Origin of the sequence: Dissulfurispira sp. (genome assembly GCF_036745535.1) — a bacterium.
Classification (GTDB): Bacteria; Nitrospirota; Thermodesulfovibrionia; order Thermodesulfovibrionales; family Dissulfurispiraceae; genus Dissulfurispira.
This window is the reverse complement of the sequence record NZ_DAIOFX010000050.1, coordinates 1-11202: the sequence shown is the minus strand read 5'-3', so window position 1 is coordinate 11202 and position 11202 is coordinate 1. Positions and strand designations below refer to the sequence as shown.

General features: G+C 43.6%; 15 protein-coding genes. 2 read left to right on the top strand and 13 right to left on the bottom strand.

The annotated features are described in order from the left end of the window. Nucleotides 1-105: 105 nt before the first annotated feature. Genes aroE through V7L97_RS08835 form a run of 9 tightly spaced genes read right to left on the bottom strand, consistent with a single transcriptional unit; the run spans nucleotide 106 to nucleotide 7054 of the window. On the bottom strand, nucleotides 106-942 hold the full coding sequence (gene aroE, locus V7L97_RS08875; RefSeq protein WP_333655172.1) for a shikimate dehydrogenase: 837 nt from the start codon (nucleotides 940-942) through the stop codon (nucleotides 106-108). Continuing rightward, nucleotides 939-2240 (bottom strand): DUF512 domain-containing protein, encoded by a 1302-nt coding sequence (locus V7L97_RS08870; RefSeq protein ID WP_333655171.1) that lies wholly within the window; start codon nucleotides 2238-2240, stop codon nucleotides 939-941. Before V7L97_RS08870 ends, aroE begins: the two co-directional genes overlap by 4 nt. A gap of 54 nt (nucleotides 2241-2294) precedes the next feature. Next, nucleotides 2295-2831 (bottom strand): CDP-alcohol phosphatidyltransferase family protein, encoded by a 537-nt coding sequence (locus V7L97_RS08865; RefSeq protein ID WP_333655170.1) that lies wholly within the window; start codon nucleotides 2829-2831, stop codon nucleotides 2295-2297. Then, complete coding sequence (locus V7L97_RS08860) at nucleotides 2828-3919, bottom strand: tetratricopeptide repeat protein (RefSeq protein ID WP_333655169.1); 1092 nt, start codon at nucleotides 3917-3919, stop codon at nucleotides 2828-2830. Before V7L97_RS08860 ends, V7L97_RS08865 begins: the two co-directional genes overlap by 4 nt. 4 nt (nucleotides 3920-3923) lie before the next feature. Then, nucleotides 3924-4577 carry a ribulose-phosphate 3-epimerase gene (rpe, locus tag V7L97_RS08855; RefSeq protein ID WP_333655167.1) on the bottom strand — a complete coding sequence of 218 codons (654 nt, stop codon included), beginning with the start codon at nucleotides 4575-4577 and terminating at the stop codon, nucleotides 3924-3926. Between the two features lie 50 nt (nucleotides 4578-4627). Next, nucleotides 4628-5137, bottom strand: a complete 510-nt coding sequence (locus tag V7L97_RS08850; protein WP_333655165.1) for a PASTA domain-containing protein — start codon at nucleotides 5135-5137, stop codon at nucleotides 4628-4630. Further along, nucleotides 5134-6462, bottom strand: coding sequence for a 16S rRNA (cytosine(967)-C(5))-methyltransferase RsmB (gene rsmB / locus V7L97_RS08845; RefSeq protein WP_333655163.1), 1329 nt, complete (start codon nucleotides 6460-6462; stop codon nucleotides 5134-5136). Before rsmB ends, V7L97_RS08850 begins: the two co-directional genes overlap by 4 nt. An 18-nt stretch (nucleotides 6463-6480) precedes the next feature. Next, nucleotides 6481-6810, bottom strand: coding sequence for a type II toxin-antitoxin system HicB family antitoxin (locus tag V7L97_RS08840; protein WP_333655161.1), 330 nt, complete (start codon nucleotides 6808-6810; stop codon nucleotides 6481-6483). Beyond that, nucleotides 6794-7054 carry a hypothetical protein gene (locus V7L97_RS08835; RefSeq protein ID WP_333655160.1) on the bottom strand — a complete coding sequence of 87 codons (261 nt, stop codon included), beginning with the start codon at nucleotides 7052-7054 and terminating at the stop codon, nucleotides 6794-6796. Before V7L97_RS08835 ends, V7L97_RS08840 begins: the two co-directional genes overlap by 17 nt. A 370-nt stretch (nucleotides 7055-7424) precedes the next feature. On the opposite strand from V7L97_RS08835, the gene V7L97_RS08830 reads away from it, so the two are divergent. Both V7L97_RS08830 and V7L97_RS08825 read left to right on the top strand, forming a co-directional pair. After that, nucleotides 7425-7679, top strand: a complete 255-nt coding sequence (locus V7L97_RS08830) for a hypothetical protein (RefSeq protein ID WP_333655158.1) — start codon at nucleotides 7425-7427, stop codon at nucleotides 7677-7679. 2 nt (nucleotides 7680-7681) lie between these two features. Then, nucleotides 7682-7942, top strand: coding sequence for a hypothetical protein (locus V7L97_RS08825; protein ID WP_333655157.1), 261 nt, complete (start codon nucleotides 7682-7684; stop codon nucleotides 7940-7942). A 29-nt stretch (nucleotides 7943-7971) separates the two neighbouring features. On the opposite strand, the gene V7L97_RS08820 is transcribed toward V7L97_RS08825, so the two are convergent. From V7L97_RS08820 to V7L97_RS08805, 4 genes are read right to left on the bottom strand one after another with little or no spacing between them, the layout of a single operon-like run. Further along, complete coding sequence (locus tag V7L97_RS08820) at nucleotides 7972-8490, bottom strand: DUF116 domain-containing protein (RefSeq protein WP_333655156.1); 519 nt, start codon at nucleotides 8488-8490, stop codon at nucleotides 7972-7974. After that, entirely contained in the window at nucleotides 8474-9409 is a 936-nt protein-coding gene (fmt, locus tag V7L97_RS08815) for a methionyl-tRNA formyltransferase (RefSeq protein ID WP_333655154.1), read from the bottom strand. The genes V7L97_RS08820 and fmt overlap by 17 nt, the downstream gene beginning before the upstream one ends. 1 nt (nucleotide 9410) lies before the next feature. Beyond that, complete coding sequence (gene def, locus V7L97_RS08810; RefSeq protein ID WP_333655153.1) at nucleotides 9411-9941, bottom strand: peptide deformylase; 531 nt, start codon at nucleotides 9939-9941, stop codon at nucleotides 9411-9413. A 14-nt stretch (nucleotides 9942-9955) separates the two neighbouring features. Next, nucleotides 9956-11158 carry a methionine adenosyltransferase gene (locus V7L97_RS08805; protein ID WP_333655152.1) on the bottom strand — a complete coding sequence of 401 codons (1203 nt, stop codon included), beginning with the start codon at nucleotides 11156-11158 and terminating at the stop codon, nucleotides 9956-9958. Nucleotides 11159-11202: the final 44 nt, after the last annotated feature.

The window sequence follows — 11202 nt, the reverse complement described above, 5'->3', positions numbered from 1 at the left end:
AATTAAATAGGGACAGCGACCATTTAAAGTTGAGGCCAGAATCAGAAAACGGGCGCTGTCCCTAATAACCTCTAAAATAGGCTATAAATGAAAGTCGCCAATTGCCTATCGTCCATTGCCTATTGCCTGTCTCATCACTTCCACAGGCGGCATTATTCCTGTCCATATCTCGAATGCAAAAACACCCTGATAGAGAAGCATACCAAGGCCGTCCATGGTCTTGCAGCCTATTTTCGACGCCTCTCGCAAAAGAGGAGTCTCTTTATATATCAGATCGCAAACCATATGATTCTTATTAATCAGTGGTACATCAACAGGCATCGGGTCATCAGGCTTCAATCCGAGGGGTGTTGCATTTATAATAATGTCTATTCCTGAAAAAAAATCTTTATCCTTGACTGACCTTGCACCCGCAAGGGAAACATTCCCTTTGAGCTTGTTAAGGTGCTCTTTTAATGAATCGGCCTTTTTATCGTCGACATCAAAAAGATGAACTTCCGATGCCTCTTTACAGAGATAATAGCCTATGGCGCGGGAGGCGCCTCCAGCACCGACAATAAGGATTTTTTTATCCCTGACATCTATACCTGCCTCGGATAAAGACTGCATAAAGCCCTTGCCGTCTGTGTTGTATCCTGTCAGTTTGCCATTATCATTTTTTATAGTATTAACAGCGCCGATGAATGACGCCTCTTCACTGATTTCATCCAGAAAAGGCATAACATTTTCTTTGTGAGGAACAGTAACATTTACACCGCTTAAACTTAATGCCCTGATGGCCTTCACTGCATCTCCTAATAAATCCGGTCTCACGGAAAAGGTCACATAGCAGTAATCAAGATTCAAATGCTCAAAGGCAGCATTGTGCATCGCGGGTGAAAGACTGTGCTCCACGGGATAGCCGAAAAGCCCTGTCACCTTTGTCTTTCCGCTTATGTTCATAAACCCTCCTTCGAAATTGCGTCAACGAGACCCTTTGGTGTTGATTCAATAACCACTGCCTTTACTCCGAGCACATCTTCTATATCCTGCCTCGATACATCGTCAAGGAATACCTCATCCCTTTCCCGCATAACGACATCGGGGATAAGCAGAACATCGTCCTTCTTAACAATGCCCGATAGGGATTTAATCACGTCCCTTCCTGTGAGAAGTCCTGTCACCGTTATGCTTTGACCGAAGAATGCATTCTCCACAGATATTGCCTTTATGCCGATTCCATCCTTAATGAGCTTATCGATAAATCTCGAAAGATACGGATAAAAAGAAACACCCGTAAAGGTGACGAACATCTTCTTTTTCGATGCACGCGGCGCCTTTATCCTCTTTGCCTGATGAAGGAAAACCGGCACCATGCCTACCCCGTTTTCTATCTGCGGGAGCTCCCCATAATGCTCCAGCGGCGGGAACTGTATCTCCGCTTTTATATATAACTCGTCCGCTGCATAGACAATGTTGTCTCCATGTTTTCTCTTAAATCTGGTCTGGAGTTTCTGGATTGTCCCGATTGCCTTGGCCGCATCCTCCTTTTCCACCGGCTTTAGTACCTTCTTTCTGTGTGCCGTCATCCCAACAGGAACCACAGCTATGGATGCCACGTATGGATAATATTTATAGAGATCGGTTATGGTCTTTTCGAGGTTCTTGCCGTCATTATAACCCGGGCAAAGGACTATCTGGGTATGCATCCTTATTTTATGCGAGGCAAGGAACTTTATTTCCCTCAGAATGTCAGAGGCGTGCGGATTGCCGATCAGTTTGTTCCTTATCTCGGTATTAGTTGAATGCACAGAGATATACAGGGGGCTGAGCCTCTGCTCCACAATCCTCTTTTTATCCGCATCCGAAAGATTAGTCATGGTAATGTAGTTACCATAGAGGAAAGACATCCTGTAATCTTCATCCTTAATATATAGGGATCTCCTCAATCCCCGTGGAAGCTGGGCAACAAAACAGAATATGCAGTTGTTTCTGCATGTCTTAATCTTAAATGGCTTAAGTACGATACCAAGTCCGGAGCAACCTGCCTCATCCATCTGCATAGCGACCGTCATCTTTTCTTTGTTTCTCTGTATGAGGAAGCTTGCCTTTGGTTCATTGCCGTAAAACAGCAGGTCTATTTCGTCCCTGACCTCATGGCTGTTTATGGCAACAAGCCTGTCACCTGACTGCAGCCCTGCCTTTTCTGCAATGCTCCCCTTTTCTATCTCTTCAATTTCTATACCGCAACTATTTCTCACTTGCCTGTTTTAGCACATAAGGGGGGACTCTGTCCCCCTTATGAAATCCCCCTTTCACATAGCTGACTGCTTCAACCCTTTATAAATATACTGTATTCCGGAAACAATCGTTAATACTGCAACCGTCCAGAACATCAAGCCTGCAGGAGGTGGAATATAATTCACATTGATAGACAAAAGCGTATATGCAATGAGTATCAACTGCGATGCAATGGCTGCCTTGCCGATTATTGACGGCTCTATCTTTGTTATGTGCGCAGACAGATACAACAAAATCCATCCCAGCACCACGATCACATCACGGCTTATAACGGTTATGGTCAGCCACAGCGGTATCCAGTCATAAACAGAAAAGAGTATAAATGATGTCACAAGAAGGGATTTATCTGCAAGAGGGTCGAGGAATGCCCCTAATTTTGTCTTCTGTTTTGTCATCCTCGCCATGAGACCGTCAAGTGCATCGGAAACAGCGGCAAATATAAATAGAAACAATGCATAACCGTATCTCTTATAAATCAGCGCGGTTACAAAGGCAGGGATGATAATGATCCTGACAAAGGTAATGATATTGGGGATATTGACAACATTCATGGCATATTAAAAGGGATGCCCGTAAATTTCAGATATACTCCCATCTTTTTGTAACACTCGGTTTTAACTGCTGACTGCTGACTGCCGACTGCTGTTAAAAGCATCTGCGAATGGCACTTTTCGAGCTTGAAATCATGCCCATCGGCACTATGAAGGGCAAAAAGAAATTTCTTTTCGGCAATGCCCTTTCTGCCTTCCATAAACATTACTTCTCCAAGTGTCAGATTGCAGTATATGATCCCTCTCGGATCCTTTGTCTTTTTAAAATTCCTCAGGGCCTTTGTTATATAGAACTTGGCATTGGCGAAATCCATCTTCATCTTATGCACATTGGCAAGGCTCCAGAGCGTATAGGAATAGCTGACAACATCCCCTATCTCTTCATAAAGTGCTGTTGCCTTTTCAAAATGTCTTAAGGCATCCTTGTAATTGTCAAGCATCCTACAGGCATTGCCGATGCCGCAGTGGGAATAGGCAATACCGAATTTGTCTTTGAGATTCCTGAATGTCTCGTTTGCCTGCTTATAGTAATTCATTGACTCTTTAAATTTGCCTGCAATCCTGTGTGCACCGCCAAGTCCGCACAATGAATAAGCCACTCCTGATGTATCCTTTGCACTTGAGAATATATTCTTTGACTCGTTGAATTTTTTAATAGCCCTTGTAATATCGCCCGCAACCCTCAAGGCGCCTGCCTCTGCCCATAAAGAAAATGCAGTCCCCCTTTTGTCCTTCTCTTTCTCGTAAATCTTTCTTGCGGCAGATATAAACCTTATGGCATCCCTCCACATCCCCATTGCCCGTAAAGACAAACCCATTCCCGCCATACAGTCAGCAGCAGTCAACTTATTCCCCAATGCCTCGGATGCCTCCAGTGCATCCTCGTAATTCTTCACAGCCTTATCAAAGTTTCCTGTCATCCTGTAGATATCGGCCATGGCAATGGTGGAATCGAGAGCGCCGTCAAGGATACCGTGCCTCTTACTGATTGAGAGTGCCTTTTTAAAAAGCATAAGGGAATCTTTATATTCAGCTTTCTCCCTTAATATCTCGGCTTGCCTGATCAATTCATATATCTTGTCTTCCATATCTCTATTTCAACATCTCCCTCAGCCGTTTCATTAAGACCCCATAATCCTCTGAATTGAAAAATGCAGAGCCCATAACAAGAATATCAGCGCCTGCCAGAGCTATTTCCTTGGCATTGTCGGGCTTTACTCCGCCGTCCACCTCTATGAGGACATTAAATCCCCTCTCTTTAATGATGTTTCTCGATGACTTTATCTTGTCCAGCACATAGGGTATAAATTCCTGTCCGCCAAAACCAGGATTGACCGACATCAAGAGCACCATATCAAGGTCTGGCAGTATATGATCGAGGCTCCATATAGGCGTGGCCGGATTCAAAGACACCCCTGCCTTTACGCCGCTCTCTTTTATCCACTGGATTGTCCTGTGAAGATGAACAGATGTCTCCACATGGACTGTGATATAATCCGCACCTGCCTTAATAAAGTCCCTCAAGAACTTATCGGGCTCCTCTATCATCAGATGCACATCGAGGGGCAGGGTGGTTGTCCTCCTTATTGCCTCAACAAATGCAGGGCCGATGGTGATATTCGGAACAAAATGTCCGTCCATTATATCCAGATGAAGCATATCGACGCCGGCAGTCTCAGCAGCCTTTATCTCTTCGCCGAGTCTCATAAAATCAGCCGATAATATTGACAGGGCAATCTTTATCATCCTTCCCTCCTGACTATCACCCCAAAAAGTCTGCGACTTTTTGGGGACCCTTATTTTTCAAAGTCTCCCAAGCTTACAATCACGCTGAAATTATCTCCGCCCTTCTCATTGGTCTCGGGTCTTTGTGCAAGTATTATATTCTTTACTACTTTATCCGAATGGACGTACAGCACCTTGCCGATTCTTATGCCTTTTTCTTTTAGTATGGCCTCTGCAACCTCAAGGGGCTGTCCCACAACATCGGGGACATATCTGATCTTCGGGCCTTTGCTCAGCACAACCTTTATCTCCCTTCCCTCTTTTACGCTGTTCTTTGGAGGTATATCCTGGCGTATTATATACCCTTGTGGTATATAGGGATCGTAGTTTTCTCCTTCAAGCCTCATGTATAGACCTTTTTTCCTGAGTATATCATTGGCATCAACCATATCCTTGCCCCTGAGGTCGGGCACAGTAACAGTCCTGCTGAAGCTCAGCACTTTAAAGGTGAAGTGGCCTGAAATCATACCAATGGCGAATATTGCGATGATATAGAGCGGTATCTTTATTAATTTATTCATCCGATCCTTTTCAGCCCTGCAGCAAAAAAGCCGTCCATATTATGCCTGTGAGGGAATGTCCTGTAAAAAAGATGTCCATCCTTATCTAATACCTCGAAAGGCTTCAGGAAATCATGGTCTCCCTCTATAATACTAAAATCAGGGTTGCTGTATAAAAATTCCCTGATGACCTCCTCCCCCTCTTCCGGCTCTGTGGAGCATACAGAATATACCATAATGCCGCCTGTCTTAAGAAACCGCGATACTGCCCTGAGCATATCAAGCTGATTTTCCTTATATCCGATGAGGTCTTTTTTTGTGTGCCTGTATTTTGCATCAGGATTCCTTCTTATAACGCCAATGGAAGAGCACGGCGCGTCAAGAAGTATTTTATCGAATTGCTTATCGAACTGTCTTGTGTCGAGGGATTTCACATCGCCGTGAATAACTTTGATCGATCTCAAGCCGAGCCTCGAAACATTCTCCTTCAATTGCCTTATCCTCTTTTCTTCCGACTCTACCGCTATTATTCCTCCGCTATCTTCCATCGTCTGTGCAATGTGTGTTGTCTTTCCTCCAGGCGCTGCGCAGGCATCCAGAACTCTTTCATGAGGTAGTGGATTCAAAAGATATGTTACAAGCTGTGCAGCCTCGTCCTGGACAAAATATGTAAAAGGCAAAATCTCCGATAGTTCCTGATAGGAATAATGCCCTTCTATAACTACCCCGACAGGAGAATATCTCGTTGGATGCGCACCTACTCCCTTTTCATGCAATATCTGAAGCACCTGCTCCTTTTCCGACACATTGTTCATCCTGATTGTGAGGGGCGGCATCTCGTTATTTTTCTCCGCCAGTTTCAATGCCTCGTCGTATCCGAATCTTTTAATCCATCTTTTTATAAGCCATCTTGGATGCGATGTAGTAATGGATATGTATTCAGCCGGATTATCATTAGAGGGTTTTTTTATCTGCTCTTTATTCCTCAAAAAATTTCTCAACACCGCATTTACCAGCGACCGTTTGCCTTCGCTGAACCTTTCGAGATTCACCGCCTCATCGACAACTGCCCATTCAGGCACACGCATGTACTTTAGCTGATAAACAGCAGCCCTGAGATTGTTAATGGTGTATGGAGAAAGCCCTGAAGGCTTTTTCAAAAAATCCTTGAGCACCCAATCAAGATAATCCCTGTATCTCATGACGCCGTAAGCAATCTCCATCAGAAATGCCCTGTCTCTTTTGTCCAAATCAACAGATAATTCATCCAGCGCATCCTTGGGCTTTATTCCTTTATTGAAGATTTTATTAAGGGCTGTAATGGCAAGATGGCGGGTAGAGGGCATAGGGTTGTCTTTTCAGAGTTACCGGCTTAATTTAGCGGCAACAAGACGGTTTAGGCTTACCCCGCTTTCAGCCGCCTGTATGGCAAGGTCTTTATGTGTTTCAGGGGTGACACGCACAACGAATTTGCCGCTGTAATGGCGGTTTGCTATCGGCTCTGGTATAACCTCACCTGCTTTCCTCATATCTGCTATTACGCTGGCAACTAATTTACGGATGCCCTTTAAAGCCTCTTCCGGGGTTTTCGCTAACCAGCTTAAGCTCGGAAATTCAGCGCACAGTCCGACATATTCGTTGTCTGCCGCCGACCATGTTACCCTGTAAGTGTAATGATCATTTTTCAGTGCCATAATTTACCTCCAATATCTCGATAGCTTTAAGCACTTGCTTCACCTGATATGCCTTAGCCTTTCCTCTGTTGTTCTGAATATTAATTCTCGGGTCTCCCTGCCGCGGAGTTTCATATATTCTATGACTGCTTCCTTTTTGTCGGGCAGTTCCAAAGTAGTAATCACAAACCATACACAAGTCGGCGAATCGCACATTTTGAGGATTGCTTCTCATTTGCAGAACTATATCTGCAACCTCACCCATATAAAATTATAGTATCAATAATAGTATCGCTGTCAATCTTTATTTTATAGGATGTTTTTCCGGCTTCCCGCCTTCCCGCTGGGTATGAAAATGCGGCTGGCGGAGTTATTTCATTATGTGTATTCTTTTGCAAAGGTAACTTTTTCGGCGTGGGATAATCCGGCAAACAGGAATATATTGATAACGACTGCAAGAAAAATTTTCATAAAATATCGCATCTCATCCCCCTTGCTTCAGTTATATGAGAATTATATCAGCTTTCATGAAAGAATGGAGGTAAAAATTACCCAAGTGCTATTGATTCAAACGAAGCACTGAGGTTTAAACCTTCCATTCCAATTGTGTCTTTATGATATACTTTAATTAATAAATGAGTATTGAAGATAAACGTAAAATAAATGAAAGGAAGTTTACTCGTTGGGAAGATCTTCCTGGCAGCAGGAAATACTGGCTTGAAATAAACGGAAAACACGGCTGGAAAGCCCGATATGTTAAAGAGGTAAATGCCTCGGAAGAAACAGTCAGATTCTATCAGGAAATTTACGATGAACATAACAGCTTGGTAGAAGTTCACGAAAAATTTCCGATAGATAAAGGCCATAGGGCAATAAAGAAGGAGGGATGAAAATGATTTTAACAAGAAAAATGCTTGCAGATATGCTTATGCGATACATAAACCGGCAAACCACTCTATCATCTCTTGTTGACTGGGCTGAAAATATGATGCAGGAGGCAGATTTGGAAAGCTCAAGTTTTGAACTTATAAGAGATATTCTCGCCCGCATAGGACTTGCTGATGTTCGCGAGTTCGGCCTGACATGGGATGACTGTTATGAATATCTCCATAGACTCGGTTATGATTTAAAGATCGAACTGGTTCAGACATAGCAAGCGTTGTGAATTTGAATTAAACCCAATTATTTCCCGAAGAATTCTATTGCCTCTTTGACCTTTGTTAAATCAACGCGGGTGTTAAAGCACGGGCCGAATGGCCTTTCGTTTGGAATGCCCAGAACAGGGAGGGGATAGGCATCTGCTATGCCACTGCTTAAGTCTCTCTCGCATGCAACTGCTACTACTGCCTCAGGCCTTACATCGCTTACAATGCGCCGGGCAAGATTTCCGCCGGTGGCGACAAATAGTTTTAAATTATTTTCGTCTGCAACACTTATCAGATCTTTTATATTGCACCTGCCGCATCTTTTGCAGTTGTAAATGTCATTTGTAATTCTCACATCGCAATCGTTTATTTGCAGGCAGTGCGGCAGAAGCAGCAATATCCTCTTTGTCTTAAAGCCCTGAGCCCTTACAAGCCTGTTATTGAGGTCTACAATGAATAGTTGCAGTCTTTCCTTTTTATCCTTAGAAAATGCACCCACAAGCATGAGCATGGGATAAAGCACCTTTAAGACCATTGCCCTAAACAAACCTGTCATAACCTTCCTTCAACTTTCTGCCTGCCAAAAATGCCTTTGCAGACATAACTTTTTTCCCTTCAGGTTGAAGCTCCTCTATCACCAGAAAACCATCTCCTGTTTCAACAATCATTTCTCCGTCAGACGCTTTTACAACCCTCCCTGGAACTGCTTCTTTCTGAATTCCGAATTCCGACTTCTGACTTCTGACAATCTTTATCCTCTCATCATTGAAATAACAAAAAGCAGATGGCCACGGATACATTCCCCTCACAAAATTGAACAATTCCTCTGCACTCCTGTTCCAGTCTATTTTCCCATCTTCTTTTTTAAGCGGCGGCGCGTAACTTGCTTCTCCTGTTTGTGGAACAGGCTTTATCTTGCCTTCCCTCATACCCTTTATGGTGTCAATCAATGTCTTGGCACCGAGTTCGGATAGTTTTTCAAAAAGCGTTTCTGAATTGTCATCAGCCTTGATTTCCAGTTCCGACCTCAAGAGCATATCTCCTGTGTCAAGGCCTTTATCCATGAGCATTGTTGTTACGCCCGTCACCTTTTCGCCATTTATCAATGCCCACTGGATTGGCGCTGCACCTCTGTATTTGGGTAAAAGAGATGCATGTACATTTATACATCCGAATTTTGGCATATTGAGTATTTCCTCCGGGAGTATCTTCCCGTAAGCAGCCACGATAATGAATTCCGGAGCTATAGACCTCAATTCTTTATAAAAATCTTCATTCCTGATTTTATCTGGCTGCACAACCTTTAATCCATAGGACAGTGCCAGTTCTTTAACAGGTGGGGATGAAAGCATGTGTCCTCTTCCCTTCACCCTATCAGGCTGGGTAACAACAAGTGCAATATCTTCCTTTTCATCGATGAGCGCCTTTAACGAAGGGACAGCAAATTGGGGTGTGCCAAAAAAAATTAAAGCCACGCTATCTTCTGACCGCTGACTGCTGGCTACTGACTACTGTCTTTTTAAGGTACCTCTTTTTAAAGAATTCCCGCTTTATCGAACTCATCCTGTCAACAAACAAAACACCATCGAGGTGGTCTATCTCATGCTGAAGCGCCCTTGCAAAAAGACCTGTGCCTTCAACATGGACGGATTTGCCATTCCTGTCAAGTCCTTTTACAACGACCCTTCCTGCCCTTTTTATAGTCGAAGTATAGCCGGGTACGCTAAGGCATCCTTCTTCGGAATCGATGAAACTATCCGCTTCTGTTATTTCGGGATTAATCAGGACAATAAGGGGATGTTTTTCATCCTTTGTGCTCACATCAATGACTATAAGCCTTTTTGAGACACCGACCTGAGGCGCAGCAAGTCCGATGCCCGAAGCGGCATACATGGTCTCTATCATGTTGTCGATAAGGCGCTGCAAATCCTTATCGATATTCTCAACAGGCAGGGCTTTTTTCTTCAGGACTTCATCGGGGTATTTTCTAATCTCCAAAACAGCCATAAAAAATTATAACATTAACAAATAGGATATTTCCCCCTGCTCAATTCCATGCAGAATTTGCTTATCTTCGAAAATTCCTGCTCGAATATCTCCTCTGCCATCTTTGCTATTTCATTAATCTTCCTTCCTCTCTCAAGCAAGACCTGGGCAGTTGCCATCTGGGGCTGGTCTATAGGTGTTCCTATCCTGCTCAAAAGGAGGACGTAAACCTCTTTTATTCCTTCTATCTTTTCGTAAATCTCCTTTGCTATCTTGTGTGCAAAGACATTGTATATCTTTCCCACATGGCTCACAGGATTCTTTCCTGCTGCTGCCTCTGTTCCCAGCGGCCTGTTCATGGATATAAGTCCGTTAACTCTATTGCCACGGCCAACCTGGCCTGAGTCGGCATCCTCTGCCGATGTTCCAAGAAGGCTCAGATAAATCCCGCCGAGCCCCCTTCCTTCCTCATCGAGGGTATTAAAATGAACTTCTATACCTTTAAATCCTTTGAATCCATTAACAAACCTCATCATATCTTTCTGCACTACAGATTTTCTTTCAAAATAATTTTTTTCGGATTTTATGTAATTGGCAATGAAAGGCATGGCAACCGTCAAATCCAGATTATTCCCTCTCCTCAATCCCATGACCTTTGTGTCTTCGCCTGTTTCGGGATATTTATCTTTAAACTTTTTCGAGTTCAGGTATCTCTCCAGTTCGAAGACAACCTTCTCCGTAGGACTCAAAGGATAATATCCCACAGCAGCAGATGTATCATTAGCAGGCCTGACTTTGCCGGGCCTCAAAAAAATATCGGTCAACTCTTCTGATCCAGGAGCAAGGACGACACGATACTTTAAATGCCTTTCGGGGTCAACAAACCTGAGATTTTCCTTAATCCATTTTTTTGAAGCATCTATGGCGATCTCGGCAACCGGTATCTTTTTCCCTGCAGCCCTGAATGTTGCCCTGTCCCCTATGATAAGTTCCATCGGTTTTAGAACCCTGCCTCCGCCGAACCTTTTGTCGGTCCTTCCTGCTGCAAGAAGACCCTTGTCTATGTTGTGGTGCAGGACATTGCCGAATTCCTTGATGTACTCCTTTGACAATGCAACAGAAATGGCATCCATTATTGAATCGCACATGTAATCCGGATGCCCCGTGCCCTTACGTTCCACAATCTCCACACGGTGCTCTGTAATGGACTTTCCCTTAAATGTCTCGATAACTATCATAATTAAAGTTTAAATTGAGCGATTCCAATCTAAAAATATATGTC